The following is a 20,003-nucleotide window of genomic DNA, read 5'->3' on the forward strand; positions in this document are numbered from 1 at the left end:
AAGGGATTAAGTCCCTTCAGTTTATTTGTCTTATCACTCTAAGGCACTTTAGCCGTGGGTGGAATATCATGTGGGACTAAACTACACCGTTTGTTGATGACATGTAGTCGTGCGAGTAGTAAGACACAGGCTACACTAAGACCCACAATTAGGCCAATCCATACCCCAGCAGCACCAATGTCAGTATAACGTGCCAAATAAATTCCGACTGGAAATGCAATGACCCAGTAAGCAAGCATCGTGATCCACATTGGGCCTTGAGTATCTTGCATACCTCGTAGGCAACCTGCTGCACTGACTTGCCAGCCATCCATTAGTTGATAAGCCATGGCAAATAATAATAGATACATCGTGACATCACGTACCCAAGGGTCATCATTATAAAGTGCAATAATTTCAGGACGGAAGAACCAAATTAAAGACATGGTAATCAATGCAAACAAGGTGCTCATTATTAAACCGACTTGTTGTACTTTACGAATAGCAGCCCAATTTTTCTCGCCGTAATATAAGCCAATATGAATGGTTAAGGCGATGGCTAAGGACATCGGAATCATAAATAAGACCGAGGTGACCGACATGGCAATCTGATGAGCAGCAATGGTAATTGCGCCTAGTGGACTTAACACAATGGCAGCAGTACTAAAAATACTGACTTCAAAAAAGATTGCTAAACCAATGGGGAGACCAAGATGTAAGATGCGTTTGATCCAAGTCAGATCTATTGTTTCAAAACGATCAAATACAGGCGTCTTTTGATAACGTTTTGCTTTAAAAATAAATCCAGCTAAAGCGATTAGCATTAACCACTGTAAGATCGAGGTGGCGAAACCACAGCCAGCACTGCCAAGATGAGGAATTGACCCAATACCATTCATGAAGATATAGTTCAGTGGGATTAATACAACTAAGGCAACTAAACTGATTGCAGTCACAGGTCGCGGATAGCCTAAGGCCTCTGAATAACCTCGTAGTGCAGCATACATGGTCACAGCAGGCATGCCGATTCCAATCGCATGTAAAAATAAACTTGCTTTAGGATGCAATGCCTCAGGTACTCGAAATAGATCGAGAAATAGCGGCATGATCTGCAACAACAGCCCTGCTATGACGCCAACAATCAGAGCTAACCACAGCGATTGTCTTGCGATACGGCTAATATCTTTAGGTTTATTTGCACCACGTGCTTGTGCAACAAGAGGGGTTGTGGCGATTAAAATACCGCTGGATAACAACATAATGGGAATCCAAATCCCGACAGCAACCCCAATCGCAGCAAGATCATCGGCAGACATGTGACCTGCCATGACAGTATCAATAAGGCCAAATCCTGCTTGGGCAAATTGAGTGACCAAGATTGGCAGCATCAGCCGCGAAAGTTGCTTAAACTGATAAAGTCCTTGCGTGACGTTTGACACAAAAAATACCTGTTATCTAGATGCTAACGATGATAAATCAACGTTGTAGTGTGAGTAAAACACCAATGAAAATGGCGATGGCCCCGAGTAAGCGGGTAATGGAGATCGGGGTTTTATTTAAACCAAACCAAGCAAAATGATCAATCAGCATAGAGCTGAGTACCTGACCAAAAATGACAAGACCTGTGAATGTGAGTAAACCCAATTGTGGTGCAGTATAAATACTTATACTGATCGCATATACCCCTAAGCACCCTCCTAAATAAAGATACCAAGGCACCTGCTGTAGTTGAGCTAAATTGGGTTTGGCTGTGGTTTGTAGGAGTACCAGCGCCGCTAAAACACAGCTCCCGATGACAAAAGAAATCAACGCTGCATTTAAGGTTGAGCCGACAACATTACGAAGTTGGCTGTTGAGTGAAGTTTGTATCGCCATTGCTAGACCTATACCCATGGTCAGGGCAAAGAGTAATAATAAGTGCTGTGTTATTTTCATCTGTTGATCATCCATTGTGTCGTTATTTTTTCTTTAGTTTAAAACAATTTGATGACAGTGACGAAGTCGGGATCGATGCATGTTAAAATTGCATTTATTTGCCTAGAGCATTGCAGTTGTCTGTCCTAAATCCCACCACTATTCCTTTATCCTTATATATTCATATGCCATGGTGTGTACGCAAGTGTCCATACTGTGATTTTAATTCACATGCTGTCCCTGATGGTCAATTGGCCCTATCTTTAGAACGTGAGTACCTACAAGCATTAGTAGCGGATTTTAAGACCCAACTCGAATTTATACAGGGTCGCCAGATTCATAGTATTTTTATTGGAGGAGGAACTCCCTCTTTAATTTCCGCTGAGGGCTATCAGTGGTTATTTATCCAATTACAGCAATGGGTGACTTTTGAACAGGGCTGTGAAATCACTTTAGAGGCAAACCCTGGAACTTTGGAACACGAACCTTTTGCAGCTTATCTACAGGCAGGAATTAATCGACTCTCAATCGGTGTGCAAAGTTTTAATACAGCCCATTTAGAAAAATTGGGTCGTATTCATAGCGAGCATGATGCAATGAATGCGATTCGTTTGGCTCGTGCTGCAGGTTTTGAAAGAGTGAATGTCGACTTGATGCATGGTTTACCTGAACAAACTTTGACACAGGCCTTGTTAGATTTACGCTTGGCCGTTGAGCAGGGCGCGACGCATATTTCTTGGTATCAACTGACCATCGAACCCAATACAGTATTTTTCCGTACTCAGCCAATCTTGCCACATGATGATGTGCTTGAACAAATTCAGTTACAGGGTGAGGCATATCTACGAGCACAGGGTTTTGAGAACTATGAGGTTTCGGCATGGCGTAAGGAGCGCCCATCTGCACATAATCTGAATTATTGGCAGTTTGGTGATTACTTGGCAATCGGTGCAGGTGCGCATGGCAAAGTAACCTTGCCAGATGGCGTTTATCGTTACCAAAAAACACGGTTGCCAAAGGACTATTTAGCCAAAGTTCCTGCTGAGAATTTGCAATTCAAGGCGATCGAAGCAGAAGAGATGCCTTTTGAGTTTATGATGAATGCACTTCGTTTAAATCAAGGTGTAGCAACCCAGAGTTACACTGCGCGTACCGGTTTATCCATACAAGGTTTAGAGCCAGCTTTAAATGATTTGCGCAGTAAGGGCTTATTGGTTGAAGAAAGAGAACAATTGGCGTGTACCGAGCATGGACATTTATTTTTAAACTCAGTTTTAGAAGCGTTTTTATAACAATTATTGAGGCATTTTATTTAAATGATGTCGGCATAAGCTAAATATGGTGGGTTTAGCGGTGCCGACATTAAAAAATAATATTTAGAGAATAATTAGCGCATCTAATTGAATAGGTAGAGATTGTTGAGTTAAGGTGTGAGCTTTACGTGTATTCGCTTTTAGCATCTTGGATGAATCTAGAGCGATGTTGAACTTGTGAAGAGGGTCATTGCTCTAGATGTAAGGGTTAAAATGACATAAGACGCAAATTGAATTAATGATGAAATAATACGGGAGTGTACATGTCGAAATTAGAAGTTAGACCCGAAAACCATAAGATATTTGTTTTTAATAAAGTGTTCGAATTTGCCTCTGCTAAACAACAGGCTGAAAAAAAGAAACTCAATGCTTTTGGTATGTTCGCTAAATTTAACCCATTAAAGCGACCTACAGATGAAACGGTTTTACTCAAAGAGCAAATTTTACGATACGAACCTTTTTGGTTTGTCGAGAGCAAACGTCAGGTCGATTACAGCTGTGCAGTGACTTATTCTATTCCTGTGCATAATCCGCATACTACAGCTATTTCAATTCAGCAAACTGGTGTGGAACAAGCAAGCTATCCGGTAATTCGTCATCAAGATAAATCCAAGGCGGAGGTACAGGTGGTAGAGCATTGCCATCGTGCAATTCATTACTCAAATTATTTTGATGGCTTAAAACGTGAGATTAAACCGAGCATCTTAGCGGATTATATTAAAAAGTTTAATCATGATGAAGTACAAGAAGTTGCAATGGATAATGTGCTGCAGCCATTATTATCCGTGGACGAGCTTACCAGTTTTGTTCGTTCATCACTGCAAAATCAGGTGATTAATGCAACAAATATCGAGTCTGATTTAGAAGAGATCAGTTCTTTATATGTGTACTTTAGACCGGTTTATGCTTTTGAGTATCATTGGTCTACAGCGGATAAAGTCGGGGTGATTGAGGTTGATGGGCTTACAGGTGAAATTCTAGAAAATGGCCATTGGTTCAAAGGTACATTTGATCAAGCCTTTACCCGCGACAACTTAATTGAGCTCAGTGCTGAATTGGCCTCTACTGTTGTACCAGGAGGCGGAACAATGGTGAAGATCGCCTCAAAAGTCATTCCTTAAGCGGGCTTTAAACATCCTCATCCCCATTTTAGCAGGAGTGAGGGTGTTGTATATTTTTAGATATTTCAGCAGCAAAAAAAGAGCGCTTTAGCGCTCTTTTTTGTATTGAGTTGATGAATACTAGAAATTAGTAATCAAAACTAAAGTGATCTGCTGGTAGAGAAGTCAAAGTGCTTGAAGGATTTACCATAGATTCAGCATGACCTTGAGCACGTGGCAATAGACGTTCGAAATAGAAGTCTGCTACTTTGATCTTCGCTTTATAGAACTCAGTAGTTTCTTTACCTTTTCCTGTTTCTAACATTTCTGATGCAGTCGCAGCTTGTTGAGCCCAGAAATAAGCCATCATGGCATAGCCTGAGAACATCAAGTAGTCTACAGAAGCACTTGAAACGATATCACGGTCTTTGCGTGCCGCTAATAATATACGTACAGTCAGGGCATTCCACTGGGCACAGATCTTAGTCAAATCCCATGCAAAACGACGCATATATTTGTTACGAGCATGACGGCCACAGAATTTTAAGATTTCACCTGTGTATTCGCGTACAACTTTACCTTTCGATGATAGTAAAACTTTACGGCCAATTAAGTCCAAAGCTTGCACACCAGTTGTACCTTCATACAAAGTTGCGATACGGGCATCACGTGCGATTTGTTCCATACCTTGTTCTTTGATATAGCCATGACCACCGTAAACTTGCATACCCAAGTTTGCTGCTTCCAAACCAAGCTCAGTTAAGAACCCTTTAAGGATTGGGGTGTAGAAACCGAGTTTGTCATCATATTCATCAAATTTAGCTTGATCGCCTTGAGCTAGTGCATCTGTCATTTTATCTGCGATTTGCGCCGCATAATAAATCATGGCACGACCACCTTCAGCAATAGCTTTTTGGGTCAGCAACATGCGACGTACATCAGCATGATAAATAATCGGGTCAGCCACTTTTTCTGGCTCTTTTTTACCAGAGAGTGCGCGCATAGAGAGACGTTCTTTTGCATAAGGTAATGAACCTTGGAACGATAACTCAGCATGTGCAAGACCTTGTACAGCAGTACCAATACGTGCAGTGTTCATAAAGGTAAACATTGCATGTAAACCTTTGTTTGGTTCACCAATAAGGTAACCTTTTGCTTGATCAAAGTTCAATACAGCTGTTGCGGATGCACAGATCCCCATTTTATGTTCGATTGAACCACAGCTCACACCATTGCGTTCGCCAATGCTACCATCTTCATTAATGAGGAATTTAGGTACGATAAATAATGAAATACCACGTGTACCTTGTGGTGCATCTGGTAGGCGTGCAAGTACGATATGAATAATGTTTTCAGTGAGGTCGTGTTCGCCTGCTGAAATAAAAATTTTAGTGCCTGAGATCAGGTAGCTACCATCATCATTGGCTGTAGCTTTGGCTTTTACTTGACCTAAGTCTGTACCACATTGTGGTTCTGTTAAACACATTGTGCCAGACCAAGTACCTTCTACAAGGTGCGGCATATAAGTGTTTTTTTGTTCTTCAGTACCAAACTGCATGATGGTGTTCATACACCCCATGCTAAGACCTGGGTACATGGTAAATGACCAGTTTGCAGTACCCATCATCTCTGATTTGATCAAATTTAAAGACATTGGTAGGTTTTGACCACCAAATTCTTCAGGATAGGATAGTCCTTGCCAACCGCTTTGTACGAATTGGTCATAAGCTTCTTTGTAGCCTTTTGGTGTAGTAACTTCGCCGTCTTTAAAGTGACAACCTTCTTCGTCGCCACTGTGATAAATCGGTGAAAGAACATTTTCACAAAAGTCTGCAGCCCCTTCCAAAATCATTTCTACTGTATCTGGATCAGCATTTTCACCATTTTGTAGCGTTTGGTAATGCGCAGGGAAGTCGAACATTTCATTCATTAAAAAACGAATATCGCGTAAGGGCGCTTTATATGTAGGCATGCGGTAATCCTATAAAAATTGTTATGGATTTTTCAATCGATGATTTGATTATTCATTTTTAGATACAAAAAGCATTGATAATAGTAGGCAAATAAAATGTCAGAAAGGCGAATGAGAAAAAATTAACCGAGCATTCCCGTTTGTTTTTTGATAGTATTTTTTAAATTTTACCAGTTATTTACAATTTAAAATTAGGGTGAAGCATCTGATGCGTTTAAAACAACTAACCATGTGTTTATTAGGATTAAGTATGGCTGCTTGCTCGACTTATCCGATCAGCAATCATTCAAATACCAGTGTGAATTTGGATGATCGTGCTGTACAAGGTTTAAATGCCATGTACAACTACCCAAACTATGATTTTAACGGCAGCTTAAATGTTGACTTTGCAGTTGAAAAAAAATCTGGTAACGCTGATAAAAAGGGAATTGATGCCAAGTTGCAAAGTCAATTGGATCAATATATTGCAGCACAAAACATTAAATTGACCAAACAGGAAAAGGCTGATTTATATCAAGCGATTGCTGAGGGAAGAGACAGTTATTCTGGTCGCTCAGATCGCGTACAACAGTTTCTAAGTAATTTCTTAAAACACACTCAGTTTGGCTACGAAGGTTCTGTTGATTTTCGTGAGCGCCTAGCAACATTTGATTTTTCAGCGAAATATCAAAAGCAAACTTTATTGGTACAAACCAAAGTTCCGATGGCACTTGATTTGAAAAACCATAAGTTTTACATCAATTACTTTGGTGTAATGCCGTTTATGGTGAATCAAGAAAACCAAGATAACTATGCTTATGTTGATTTCTCTGAATATAAAGATGTAGTTGATAAAATCGACTTTAAAAATCTTGCAACATATTTACAAGAAAACACAGCTGTACCTTATGTGATGGCACGTCCAGAGCAGTTGCAGCGTCAAAGCCTAAGCGCAGCAGATAAAAGCCAAGGTGTGGTTGAAAAAATCCGTCTGAAATCGAGCTTAGAAGAGTTTATGTTGCAACAAAACTTCTTTGAAGCTGCGAATCGCGGTTTTGTAAAACACTCTGTTATCGACTTTGAAAAAGTTTTTAATGAAAAACTTGAAAAGATGACCGAAGAGGCGAGCAAATACGACGAATCTAAGTACAGTACTTATGGTATGGGCGCTGAAGAAGCAGAAGCCTACAAAGCAAGTACTAAGCTTTATAGTCTGGTCAACGAAAAACTGCATGATCGCGGTGAAGAGAGCGAAGCTCTTGAAGCTGAAGCAGCAGAAGCACCAGCTGACTATGATGAAGCTGTAGATGCGACAGCAGCAGCCACAGAAACATCAGAAGATGCAGCTGTAGCAGCTGATTATGCCGCTGCACGTGCTGCTGCAGAAGGCGATAGTGATGAAGAAGGCTTATCTGAAGAACAATGTGAAGCTTTACGTGATGGTAAACAACGTTTCTCAATGGGTGATGTAACTTACTGTCAAGAAGAACATTATGTTTACTTGTTGCCAAGTGCAGATGATGAAGAGACGGAGCATCCGTTTAAAATCGTCATGTCTGATGACTATGAGAAGTTGGTGAAGAAGTTTGAGGAAAGTGGCTCTGAAAAACTGATCACTGCGGCTGAGTTTAAGAAACTTTGGGCGGATAATAGCACTGAAATTAATGCACTCTTAGCAACACAAAAACCTAATGAGTTTGTTGTTGACGTCGGTTTAGATGAGAAAGGTCGCGCAGTTAAAGTGGACTATGATGTCAATATGTATGTGCAAGGCATCGGTACATTTAAGCTAAACTCTGATAACCATATTTTAAATTATGGCCAAGCGAAGAAGATTTCTCGTGGTCAGTTCAAAAATGCGAAGAGTGTTGAAGAAGTTACTAAAGATTCTCCATTTGAATATATGATTGGTTCTTTAACACGTGCCTTAGGAAGTAAAGGTGCAGTTGAAGCGTCTTCGGATCAAGCGGTAAAATCATTTGATCGTCAAGTTGAAGATCTTGCAGCGCGTGTTTATGACAACACAGGTTCTTATAGCAAGACCTATGAAGCTGTATTCTTGTTCATGCTTAGTCATGAAAAACCAAAGATTGTTCAGTATTATACACCGCGTGAGTTAAATGAAATCGCACGTGTTTATGCATATAGTTATGCTGATCAAGAGGTTTATGATCCTAAAGGTAAAGAACTCGCTGAGCTTGAAAAACTTGTTGAGAAGCATAAGTTAGTCAATCGTAATCAGTTTGCTGACAGTATCGGTAACGAAGTTTACGATGTAACAGCTGCTGCAATGGAAAAACGTAAAGATCGTCAAGAGTGGAACAAATTTGTTGCACAATATAAGCAGCCAAAAACTGTATTCGCGCAGTACTATATGCAGCAGTTTATTGAGGGTGAAGACCTCGATAATAAGCAAAAAGTACAGCTAAAACGTGTTTCTGAAATTTTGGCACAAACTTATCTTGATGCACGTAAGAACCAGTTGACAGCGAAATCAATTGCTAACATTACTGAGTCTGACGAAGAATATATCGACTACTCACTTTATAGCGATGTCTATGAGAAAGTAGCAAGCCATTTTAAAAAGTAATTTGTTCAATTAAACATAAAAGGAGCTTCAATTGAAGCTCCTTTTTCATGCCAATGATCTGAGCTGATAACAGGCTCGGTCAAAGGAATTTTTTTAATTCTGGACGGACAGCATGCCAAATATCAAAGGCTTCAATTGCTTGCCCAACTAACATGCCATAACCATCACTGTACTCTACACCGCGCTGTGCAGCTTGATCTAAGAAGCTTGATGCTTTGCCATAAGCCATCTCGTAAGCATATTGAAACTGTAAATCATCAGGAAGGTGAAGGGCATCGCCTGTAAGGCTGGCAGAGGTAGCATTGATGATCAGATCAAATTCGCCATGCAATTGGTCAAGTGCAGAAGCACGAAGTTGTGCTGTGCCTACAGACGTTTGTAAGTCCTCAACCAGTTGTTGTGCCCGAGCGACAGTGCGGTTGGCAATTTGGATTGACTGGGCACCTGCTTGAGCGAGAGGATAAATTACGCCACGCGTAGCGCCGCCTGCACCTAAAATTAAAATACGACTGTTTTTAAGCGGCCAGCCAAGTGCAGTAATCGCATTGACTAAGCCCTGACCATCGGTGTTGTCACCATGTAAGATGCCATCTTGTATCCAGAGGGTGTTGACCGCCTTGGCAATAGTGGCGCGTTGGCTCAGCTGAGTACAGAGCGCAAAAGCTTGTTCTTTAAATGGTACAGTGACATTTAAACCTAGGCCTCCCTCTGCAAAAAAGTCCTCTACACTTTGCTGAAAACCATCGAGGGCTGCTAAGCGTTTATCGTATTGCAGTTCTATACCTTGGTCTTTGGCAAATGCATGATGAAGTTCAGGGGAACGAGATTGTTCGATCGGGTTGCCAATTACTGCAAAATGTTTAGGCATAGCGTACAGTCCATCGAAGTATGAAGTAGATAAATATCACTAAATATTAACTGCAATAGCAGTAAATACAAGGCCAGCACATCTAGGATGTACTGGGTAAGAGATCGTTATATGGGCAGTGATACTGTTAGTTACTGAGTTCGGTTAACCAGTCTCTTGGCTTTAGATAATAGTCAACTAAACGCTTTTCTGGAGATTGTTCATCCCAGACAGGTCGATATGACCAAGCTGCAAGGTTTGGTAAACTCACTAAAATTGACTCTATGCGTCCACCTGTTTGTAATCCAAATAGTGTTCCACGGTCATAGACCAAGTTATATTCGACATAGCGACCACGACGGTAGAGCTGGAAGTCACGTTGCGCCTCAGTATAGGCTTTGTCTTGGTTGTTCTTGAAAATGGCAAGTATTGCTTCTAGATAACCATTGCCGACTGCTTGAATGTATTCGAAACATTTTTCGAAATCCCAACAGTTGAGGTCATCAAAAAATAGACCACCAACACCACGTTGTTCATCACGATGTTTTAAATAAAAGTAATCATCACACCACTGTTTATGTTTCGCATAAAGAGTATCTCCAAACGGGGCACAAAGATCATGCGCTTTTTGATGCCATGCCAAAATGTCACTGTCGTTTGGATAAAACGGTGTTAAATCAAACCCACCACCAAACCACCAGATGGGTGCTTTACCTTCAGGTTCAGCAATAAATAAGCGAACGTTGGCATGTGAGGTCGGTACATTGGGGTTTTTAGGGTGAATTACGACTGAAACGCCCATAGCTTGTGCTTGAGCGCCGGCAATATCTGGGTGACGCTCGGTTGCTGAGGCTGGTAACTTGGTGATATCAATGTGTGAGAACATTACACCCCCTTTTTCAATGACTTCTCCATCCTGAATTACGCGTGATATGCCACCACCGCCTTCAGGTCGAGTCCAATGGTCAGCATTAAATTGTACTGTACTGCCATTTTTTTGCTCTTGTTGTTCAAGGGCAGAACAAATACGGGCCTGTAGATCGAGGAGAAATTCGCGAACGCGTTGAATATCAGCTGGAGTAGGGTGCTGCATGCTGGTCCTCATAAAGATAGAGTGTAAGATGAGCCACATCAAAGCATAAAATCATTAAAAAAGAAAACCGTTGCGAAATGAAGCTGTTTTTTGATCGTTGCTCTGTTGGTTTTAGCATCTAGGCACTTTTTCAATGTTGCAATCCTGAGCAATTCGCTAGGTTGAAATCTAGGTTTAAGCCCAGCACAATGTATTAAGCCTAAATCTATTGTTATGTATTTAGCTGATTGTGAATGTTAATCACTTACTGAGCCGTGAATATGAGTTGTTCTTTAATTCAAAAATACAATGTGGCAGGGCCACGTTATACCAGCTATCCAACGGTTCCGTATTGGGATGAGACCTCATTTTCATTACTACATTGGAAACAATCATTAAAACGAGCCTTTGATGAGTCGAACCAAAGCGAGGGCATCAGCTTATATATCCATTTACCTTTTTGTGAAAGCTTATGTACTTTTTGTGGGTGTCATAAGAAAGTGACTAAGCGTCATGAGATGGAGCAACCCTATATTCAAGCTGTCTTAAAAGAATGGGATTTATATTGTCAATTATTAGAAGAAAAACCGATCATTAAAGAAATTCACTTAGGTGGTGGTACACCGACCTTTTTCTCTGTTGAACATTTACAGCAATTAATTCAAGGTATTTTGCTCAAAGCCGATATTGCTGATGATTATGAATTTAGCTTTGAGGGGCACCCCAATAATACGACGCGTGAACATTTACAGGCACTGTATGATCTGGGTTTTCGCCGTGTAAGCTATGGGGTACAGGACTATAATCAGGCTGTGCAAAAGGCCATTCATCGGATTCAGCCCTTTGAGCATGTTCAACAGGTAACTCAGTGGGCGCGAGAAATAGGTTACACCTCGATTTCACATGATCTTGTTTTTGGTTTACCGTTTCAAACTTTAGCGGATGTGCTAAACACGATCGATTTGACCAAGAGTTTAATGCCAGATCGTTTGGCATTTTACAGTTACGCGCATGTGCCATGGATTAAAGGCAATGGGCAACGAGGTTTTAAGGATCAAGATGTTCCCAAAGATGATGTTAAGCGCACATTGTATGAAGAGGGTAAAAAGCAGCTTTTAGCGCATGGTTATCATGAAATTGGCATGGATCATTTTGCATTAAGCAAAGATGGAATGTATCAGTCCTTTCAAGCAGGAACCTTGCATCGTAATTTTATGGGATACACCTCATCGAAAACTCAGGTCATGATAGGTTTGGGGGTATCTTCGATTAGTGACAGTTGGTATAGCTTTGCACAGAATGAAAAAAACTTAGATGCTTATTATGCTTGTTTGGAAAATAATCAAATTCCCGTAGTTAAAGGGCATGTGTTAAGTACAGAAGATTTGAAAATCCGTAAGCATATTTTAAATTTGATGTGTACTTTCCAAACTTCATGGTCGGATCAAGCGATGGATTTTGTTGAGCGAGAGCAAGTCATCCAGCAACTTGCTGAAATGCAACAGGATGGTTTAGTACAGATCCAAAAGGACCATATTGTGATTACACAGCAGGGAAAACCTTTTGTACGTAATATTTGTATGGCATTCGATTTGCATTTGAAACGTAGAAAACCTGAGACACAGATTTTTTCGATGACGATTTAGGCAAACACGAGCAAAGCTCGATTGCAGTAAATCGCGAGCTACGGTTGGATATAGGGGACATGAGTCCCCTTTTTGACAGGGGCGACATTGATGTCGCCTTTGCGATTAAAAACAATGATAAGACGATTTTTTTTGTTAAAACACATTGTTAAAAATCATCTTTTTCGTACATATGTGACATACGCTCGTGTTTGGTTTTTAGATAATCGGCATTCTTAGGGTTGAGTCCGACAGTTAAAGGAACTCGCTCGACAACATCAATGTTTAGATCTTGCAATGCTTTGATTTTCAGCGGATTATTGGTAATCAACTTCACCTGCTTAATTTTTAGATGTTGCAACATAATGCTACACATATCATAACGACGTGCATCTGCTGGTAAGTTAAGTAGTAAGTTGGCATCTACAGTGTCATGGCCTTGATCTTGTAGCGCGTAGGCACGGATTTTATTGGTTAAACCAATACCACGGCCTTCTTGGCGCAAATACAGAATCACGCCTTGACCTGCTGCATTAATCATTTTCATCGTATTTTGTAACTGTGGACCACAATCACACTTGAGTGAACCAAATGCATCACCTGTTAAGCACTCAGAATGTAAACGTACTAAAACAGGTTCCGTTGGCGCATTTTCTAAACCTTTGGACAAGGCAACATGTTCTTCACCGGTCTGAGGATCTTGGAATACGCTGACTTTAAAGTCCCCAAACGCAGTTGGGAGTTGAGAGGTTGCAACAAATTCTATCGGCACGAGTTGATCCATTTATGAGATTCGATATAGGCTAAAGTATAGCTTAAAGCTCAAGTATTAATAGAACTGTGAATTATGTTTGCATGCTTTACGTTTTCTTTTTTGTATAAAGCGAACGATAATGGTTGATAAGTTGTAAGAATATTCTGGATAATCAGGATCAAGATACAAGTAGGATATGCTTTTTATCCTTAAGCATGACCAATCACCATGTATTTGATTGGAAGTGATATAATTCGACCCTAATCGCATTTACCCGTTTACCTAGCTTAGGATTTGCCAGGCTAAAGAAGGCTTTGCCATATATGTTGTATACAGAAATACCTGCTCAGCGTCCTGTTACGCCTTTGTTGGATGAAATTAATCATCCTCAGCAATTACGTCAACTTGAGCAAAGCCAGTTAACTCAAGTGGCGGATCAATTACGCCAGTATATACTTTATGCCGCTGGGCAAAGTGGTGGTCATTTTGGTGCAAACCTAGGTGTCATCGAACTTACTGTGGCTTTGCATTATTGTTTTAATACACCTTCAGATCGCCTGATTTGGGATGTAGGTCATCAGGCTTATCCTCACAAAGTCTTAACAGGTCGTCGTGACCGTTTGACGAGCATACGTGCCAAAGATGGTTTGGCTGCTTTTCCTGCACGGGAAGAGTCTGAGTTTGATACTTTTGGTGTGGGCCATTCATCAACAGCGATTTCTGCTGGTTTAGGGATGGCCTTAGCACGCCGTTATCAAAAAGATCCGTGCCAAGTGGTTTCTGTCGTAGGCGATGGTGCCATGACTGCAGGTATGGCTTTTGAAGCTTTAAATGATGCTGTGGCACATGATGCAGATTTAATTGTTATTTTAAATGACAATGATATGTCAATCTCATGTAGTACAGGTGGTTTTGCTAAACACTTGGCTGCAATTTGGGAGCAGGGCCAATCTGTACAACTCGATGACCAAGGTCAGCCATTTATCCAGTCACATCCTGATTGGTGCTACAACTCACGGTTACATCAACCTGCAACTGATGCGGCAGATAACTTATTTAAAGCAATCGGTTTTGATTACTTCGGTCCTTTTGATGGTCACGATGTTGAGCAATTAGTTAATGTGCTCAATGCTGTGAAGAAACGCAAAGGCCCACGCTTAGTTCATGTCTATACCGTTAAAGGTAAAGGTTTTGCACCAGCAGAAGCAGATCAAATTAAATACCATGCAATAGGTAAGAGTACCGCTTCTGGTGCATCTAGCCAGCCAAATGCGCCAAAATATGCAGATGTATTTGGTCAATGGCTTTGTGATGAGGCAGAACAAGACAACCGTTTACTTGCGATTACACCAGCAATGTGTGAAGGCTCGGGTATGGTTAAGTTTGCAGCAAAATATCCAGAGCGATATTTTGATGTGGCCATTGCAGAACAACATGCTGTGACCCTTGCAGCAGGGATGGCTTGTGAAGGTCTGAAACCTGTAGTGGCAATTTACTCTACCTTCTTGCAACGTGGTTATGATCAGTTGATCCATGATGTTGCTTTACAGAATCTTGATGTGACTTTCGGGATTGATCGTGCTGGTTTGGTCGGTGAGGATGGTCCAACTCATGCTGGAGCATATGATTATGCTTATATGCGAACTGTACCTAATATTGTGATCATGGCGCCAAAAGATGAAAACGAATGCCGCCAAATGTTACATACCGCATATCTGCATCCTGGACCTGCCGCAGTTCGTTATCCACGTGGCAATGGCTTAGGGGTTCACATCGAGTCAGAACTAAAAAGCTTAGAAATTGGTCGGGCTGAGGTTGTTGCAAGTTTTAATACCGATGCATCGGCGCGTATTACAATTTTAGCTTTTGGTAGTCGTGTAAGTGTTGCCATCGCAGCTGCTGAGCAGTTAGCTAATGCTGATTCAGTCGCGGTTGATGTCATCAATATGCGTTTTGTGAAGCCTTTAGATGCGCAGATGATCCGAGACTATGCTGCTAAAACCGATTTATTTGTCACGGTTGAAGAGCATGCAGTGATGGCAGGTGCAGGAAGTGCTGTGAATGAATTGTTGGTTCAAGAGCAAATCTTGAAACCGATGCTCAATCTTGGTTTACCTGATGAGTTCTTAGCGCAGGCTACACATCATGAAATGTTGCATGACTGTGGCTTGGATGCACAAGGCATTTACCGATCTATCATGAAAACTTGGACACAATTGACCGTAGAAATTGAGTGAATAATCTGCCTAATTTCAATTGATTAAAAAGTTTTAGAAAAAACATCCCCAAAAAGCGTCGACATTTGCTAAAATGTCGACGCTTTTATGCATTATTCTTTATCAGTATTTTCTAATTTGTAGTGGGTGTTTAATGGAACCTATGGTGGTGATGGCTGCGCGTGCGGCTCAAACAGTTGGTCAAGAGCTTTTAAAAGCGCATCAGAATCGTCATAAACTTGATCTACAAGTTGAAGAAAAAGGCATTGATGGTCCTGTTACACGTGTTGACCGTTATCTCGAACAATTGACCATCGACACACTTCGTAAAAGTTATAAAAACCACAGTTTCCTTGGCGAAGAGTTTGGTCTACAAGAAGGCAAAGGCCACGATGCAGACTGGTGCTGGGTTATCGATCCTTTAGACGGTACTTTAAACTTTATTAATGGTTTCCCTCATTTCTGTATTTCAATCGCAGTACAGCACAAAGGTATTACTCAACACGGTGTAATCTACGATCCTGTTAAAGACGAGTTATTCTCAGCAAGTCGTGGTCGTGGTGCAATGATGAACCAACGTCGTATTCGCGTAAATATTAAAGATAGCTTAGACAATACTTTCCTTTCAGTAGGTCATGCATATCGTGCTAAACGTAATGGTGAAGTGGTTTCTTATGCGAAAAATCATTTCGATTCGTTGCTCGCTGTTACAGAAGCGGGTGCTCAATACCGCCGTTCAGGTTCAGCTGCATTAGATTTAGCTTATGTTGCTGCTGGTCGTCTTGATGGTTATTTTGAACTTGGTCTAAAACCTTGGGATATCGCTGCTGGCGAATTGTTGGTTAAAGAGGCAGGCGGTACTGTAGTCGATGCGCGTGGTGGTACTGATTCGATGCAAAATGGTCAAGTCATTGCAACATCAATGAAAATGTTAAAACCTCTTATGCAAGCTGTTGTTCCTGCTTGGGGTGAAGCTGCGAAATAATACTATTGAGTTTGGTGAAGTCATAAATTTATGATTTCTTCATCACAGCAATACATTTTGGAAAAACCTGAGCTTAACAATAGCTCAGGTTTTTTTATGGTCAAAGTCACCTAAGAAATTGCTAAAATAAAAAAACATCGGTGCTAAGCTGATGTTAACTAAAATAAAACATATTGGCCCTTTGCTGTTTTGGATAAAACTTAGATTAGATGTATTCTGAGCGTATTTCGTTGGTATTTACCCCATAGATCAGTCGGCTGGATTATTATTTTGATGAACTCTTATATTCATTCTTTTGCTTTATTTTTTGCCTTACTCAATCCCTTCCTGATGAGCATATATATGTTGGGCTTGATCCGTAACTTGGAGTTTAAAGTCTTTACGAAAGCTTTGATTCAGGGCGCCTTGATTGCATTGACTGTTTTTATTCTCTTTGCTTGGGGTGGTGAGGCAATTTTTAGTGATTTTTTGCAAGTACGTTTTGAGGCTTTTCAAATCTTTGGTGGAATAATCTTTTTGGTGATTGGTTATCGCTATGTATTTGAAGGTGCTGATACGATCGGTGCGACACGTGGATCATCTGAACATGCAGCGGGTATGATCGCAATGCCATTTATGATTGGTCCAGGGACGATTAGTGCAGCGGTGGTGACAGGGGTGCAATTACCCTTAACACGTGCAGCATTGGTGATTGGACTTACTTTACTGGTGAGCTGTAGTATCTTAATTTTAATGAAATATGCTCATGACAACCTACGCACTAAGCATGCAAAATATATCGATCACTATGTGGATATCGTTGGGCGTTTAGCTGCACTTTTAGTGGGTACCATCGCGATCGATATGATGATCACCGGTGTACTCGGCATTATGAAAGACCTTTCAGTTTAAGCTGTAATGGTTGTTTATTTGAGCAAGAGAATAAAATTCGAAAGAATCATGAATTTTAGCGTGACATTTGCATAATAGCTGTTATACTTCGGCCACGCACCTCAATTCAGTTCATTACCTGAACATTCTCTACTTATCATTGTGTATGCGCGTGCAGTCCAATGAGGACGATATTTCGCGCCCCAATCGCTAAAGCGATTCTTTCAGGTTCCGGTCGTATTCAAACGTGCGTTATATCACATCGTCCTTAAATACGGATTGCCGCTGATTTCATTTTTTTCAGCGTCTATTGCTGTGCCGCTTTTTGCCGATGTCCATCTGATTATATTAATGGAGCACCCAGTTTAGGGTGAACGTCTCTATGAGCAAAAATTTTGCTGATTTTTCCCTGCACGAATCTCTAAATAAAGCACTTGAGAGCCTAGGTTTTACTGCACCTACGCCAGTGCAAGAACAGTCGATTCCTGCTGCTATAGAAGGTAAAGACCTTCTCGTTTCAAGCCAGACTGGTTCTGGTAAGACTGCCGCATTCTTACTCCCAACTTTGAATGCGCTTGCTACACAAGATACTTTAGTATCTTTTAAAGACCGTATGCGTGCAGTTACTCAACCGAATATCTTAGTGTTGTGTCCAACACGTGAATTGGCTCAACAAGTTAGCCAAGATGCGATTGCATTTGTACGTCACATGAAAGGTGTACGTATTGCTGCGGTAATGGGTGGTATGCCTTTTGGTAAGCAAATCCAACAATTAAAAGGCGCTCAAGTGGTTGTTGCAACCCCAGGTCGTTTATTGGATTTAGTAAATCGTCGTCAACTTAAATTAGATCAAGTGAATGCTTTGATCGTTGATGAAGCAGACCGTATGTTGGATTTAGGTTTCTCTGAAGACCTAGAAGCAATTAGCGATCTTGCTGCGAATCGTACACAAACATTAATGTTCTCTGCGACTTTTGCTGACCGTATTATTCGTTTAGCTGAACGTATGATGAATGAGCCTGAGCGTATTGCGATCGAAACTGGTCATACAACCAATACAGATATTACTCAGACTTTACACTGGACTGATGGTTTTGAGCATAAGAAAAAATTGCTTACACATTGGTTAAGTGAAGAAGATTTAGATCAAGCTGTTGTTTTTGCTAGTACACAAGAAGATACCGACATGTTAGCTGAAGAGCTAGCTGAAGCAGGTCTTTCTGTTGTTGCTCTACACGGTGCGATGCCACAAACTGTACGTAACCGTCGTTTACGTAGCATTCGTGAAGGTCGTGCAAAAATCCTAGTTGCAACTGACGTTGCAGCACGTGGTCTAGACGTACCAACAATTTCTCACGTGATTAACTTCGGTTTACCGATGAAAAATGAAGACTATGTACACCGTATTGGTCGTACTGGTCGTGCTGGTCGTACTGGTAAAGCAATTACTTTAGCGACTTATCGTGAGCGTGGCAAAATCCGTGCACTTGAAGATTACTTAGATGCACGTCTAAATGTTTCTGAAATTGAAGGTTTAGAACCATCTCCACCTCCTGCAAAACAACGTCGTGATGGCGGTGGCGGTCGTGGTGGTAAACGTGATGGTGGTCGCGGTGGCCGTGGTGGCTTCGGTGGTGGTCGTCGTTTCGAAGGTGAAAGCAACTTTAAACGCCGTGAAGGTGGTAGTCGTGATGGCGAACGTCGTTCGTATTCAGAAGATCGCCCACGTCGCGAGTTTAATGGTGAAGAACGTCCACGTCGCGAATTTAACAATGACCGTCCACGTCGTGAATTTAATGGCGAAGATCGTCCGCGTCGCGAATTTAACAACGACCGTCCACGTCGTGAATTTAACGGTGAAGAACGTCCACGTCGCGAGTTTAATGGCGAAGAACGTCCACGTCGCGAATTTAACAACGACCGTCCACGTCGTGAGTTCAATGGTGATCGTCCGCGTCGCGAAGGTGGTTTCAACGATAAACCGCGTTTTGATGCAAATGATGACAACCGTGGTAACCGCGTAGATTACAAACCACGTCGTGAAGGTAACTTCTCTGACCGTCCTAAACGTAGTTTTGGTGGTGAAGATCGTCCTAAGCGTACTTTTGGTGGCGATGATCGTCCTAAACGTAACTTCGGTGGCGATGACCGTCCTAAGCGTACTTTTGGTGGTGAAGATCGTCCTAAGCGTAACTTCGGTGGTGAAGATCGTCCACGTCGCGAATTTAACAATGATCGTCCACGCCGTGAAGGTGAAGGTGCTGATCGTCGTCGTAAATTCAACGACTAATACGATCCATATAAAAAACCAGTCTTCGGACTGGTTTTTTTATGTGTTGAAATGTTGAAAACCTAAATATAAATGTGATTTTGATTGGGTTATTGAAAAAAAATGATAAATAGATAAAATAATGCCACTGCTATATCTAAGTACATAAGGGTACATGAGTGATGATGTACGCTATTTTTGTCTTTCTGATACTTTTTAATGTCATGTTTTTTATTGTAAATCAGTTGGTTGATAAATTTCTCTAAGACGGCAATCGTTTCAATATAGTTGTTGAATTGTTTTGGGTTGACTGTTTAATGAACACTCTTTCCAATATCTTATAGTTTGTAAATTGTACTTTTTTTTATATTTTATGAGATAATTCATTTAATTACTGCGTATTAAAATTTACAAAAAAACGGAAGCTGATTAGAATTCTGCTTCAATAGCGTTTTCTCCCAATCTCGGGAACCTTATTCTTATTAATCAGCATATCTTATCGTCAATTTCAGGTGCTA

General features: G+C 41.0%; 14 protein-coding genes. 8 read left to right on the forward strand and 6 right to left on the reverse strand.

The genetic code is table 11. The annotated features are described in order from the left end of the window. Positions 1 to 38 precede the first annotated feature (38 nt). Complete coding sequence (locus Aru01_RS12260; RefSeq protein WP_042111406.1) at positions 39 to 1,367, reverse strand: MATE family efflux transporter; 1,329 nt, start codon at positions 1,365 to 1,367, stop codon at positions 39 to 41. A gap of 88 nt (positions 1,368 to 1,455) precedes the next feature. Then, the gene (locus Aru01_RS12265) at positions 1,456 to 1,914 is read right to left on the reverse strand and encodes a DMT family transporter (RefSeq protein ID WP_016657649.1); all 459 of its coding nucleotides are present in this window, start codon (positions 1,912 to 1,914) and stop codon (positions 1,456 to 1,458) included. A gap of 116 nt (positions 1,915 to 2,030) precedes the next feature. Here Aru01_RS12265 and hemW point away from each other — a divergent pair, with 116 nt between their 5' ends. Both hemW and Aru01_RS12275 read left to right on the forward strand, forming a co-directional pair. Next, positions 2,031 to 3,185 carry a radical SAM family heme chaperone HemW gene (gene hemW / locus Aru01_RS12270; protein WP_040331417.1) on the forward strand — a complete coding sequence of 385 codons (1,155 nt, stop codon included), beginning with the start codon at positions 2,031 to 2,033 and terminating at the stop codon, positions 3,183 to 3,185. A gap of 284 nt (positions 3,186 to 3,469) precedes the next feature. Beyond that, a complete protein-coding gene (locus Aru01_RS12275) occupies positions 3,470 to 4,327 on the forward strand; it encodes a hypothetical protein (protein WP_016657647.1) in 858 nt (285 codons plus the stop codon). 127 nt (positions 4,328 to 4,454) lie between these two features. Here Aru01_RS12275 and Aru01_RS12280 read toward each other — a convergent pair whose 3' ends face one another. Continuing rightward, positions 4,455 to 6,278 (reverse strand): acyl-CoA dehydrogenase C-terminal domain-containing protein, encoded by a 1,824-nt coding sequence (locus Aru01_RS12280; protein WP_016657646.1) that lies wholly within the window; start codon positions 6,276 to 6,278, stop codon positions 4,455 to 4,457. A 208-nt stretch (positions 6,279 to 6,486) separates the two neighbouring features. Here Aru01_RS12280 and Aru01_RS12285 point away from each other — a divergent pair, with 208 nt between their 5' ends. Further along, positions 6,487 to 8,847: a hypothetical protein gene (locus Aru01_RS12285; protein WP_016657645.1), complete on the forward strand. Its 2,361-nt coding sequence runs from the start codon at positions 6,487 to 6,489 to the stop codon at positions 8,845 to 8,847. A 79-nt stretch (positions 8,848 to 8,926) separates the two neighbouring features. On the opposite strand, the gene aroE is transcribed toward Aru01_RS12285, so the two are convergent. Further along, positions 8,927 to 9,715, reverse strand: a complete 789-nt coding sequence (gene aroE / locus Aru01_RS12290; RefSeq protein ID WP_016657644.1) for a shikimate dehydrogenase — start codon at positions 9,713 to 9,715, stop codon at positions 8,927 to 8,929. Positions 9,716 to 9,842: 127 nt separating this feature from the next. Beyond that, on the reverse strand, positions 9,843 to 10,787 hold the full coding sequence (gene hemF / locus Aru01_RS12295; RefSeq protein ID WP_016657643.1) for an oxygen-dependent coproporphyrinogen oxidase: 945 nt from the start codon (positions 10,785 to 10,787) through the stop codon (positions 9,843 to 9,845). A gap of 260 nt (positions 10,788 to 11,047) precedes the next feature. Here hemF and hemN point away from each other — a divergent pair, with 260 nt between their 5' ends. Beyond that, the gene (gene hemN, locus Aru01_RS12300; RefSeq protein WP_016657642.1) at positions 11,048 to 12,412 is read left to right on the forward strand and encodes an oxygen-independent coproporphyrinogen III oxidase; all 1,365 of its coding nucleotides are present in this window, start codon (positions 11,048 to 11,050) and stop codon (positions 12,410 to 12,412) included. A 148-nt stretch (positions 12,413 to 12,560) separates the two neighbouring features. On the opposite strand, the gene ribA is transcribed toward hemN, so the two are convergent. Continuing rightward, positions 12,561 to 13,163: a GTP cyclohydrolase II gene (gene ribA / locus Aru01_RS12305; RefSeq protein WP_040331453.1), complete on the reverse strand. Its 603-nt coding sequence runs from the start codon at positions 13,161 to 13,163 to the stop codon at positions 12,561 to 12,563. A gap of 305 nt (positions 13,164 to 13,468) precedes the next feature. Here ribA and dxs point away from each other — a divergent pair, with 305 nt between their 5' ends. The 4 genes from dxs (at position 13,469) to Aru01_RS12325 (ending at position 19,506) form a co-directional block, all read left to right on the forward strand. Further along, positions 13,469 to 15,382: a 1-deoxy-D-xylulose-5-phosphate synthase gene (gene dxs / locus Aru01_RS12310; protein ID WP_016657640.1), complete on the forward strand. Its 1,914-nt coding sequence runs from the start codon at positions 13,469 to 13,471 to the stop codon at positions 15,380 to 15,382. 133 nt (positions 15,383 to 15,515) lie between these two features. Further along, positions 15,516 to 16,346: an inositol monophosphatase family protein gene (locus Aru01_RS12315; RefSeq protein WP_016657639.1), complete on the forward strand. Its 831-nt coding sequence runs from the start codon at positions 15,516 to 15,518 to the stop codon at positions 16,344 to 16,346. A 273-nt stretch (positions 16,347 to 16,619) separates the two neighbouring features. After that, positions 16,620 to 17,237, forward strand: a complete 618-nt coding sequence (locus Aru01_RS12320; protein WP_370736888.1) for a MarC family protein — start codon at positions 16,620 to 16,622, stop codon at positions 17,235 to 17,237. 361 nt (positions 17,238 to 17,598) lie between these two features. Further along, positions 17,599 to 19,506, forward strand: a complete 1,908-nt coding sequence (locus Aru01_RS12325; protein ID WP_016657637.1) for a DEAD/DEAH box helicase — start codon at positions 17,599 to 17,601, stop codon at positions 19,504 to 19,506. The last annotated feature ends 497 nt before the right edge of the window (positions 19,507 to 20,003 follow it).

The sequence above is a fragment of the Acinetobacter rudis genome (assembly GCF_000829675.1).
GTDB classification, from domain to species: domain Bacteria; phylum Pseudomonadota; class Gammaproteobacteria; order Pseudomonadales; family Moraxellaceae; genus Acinetobacter; species Acinetobacter rudis.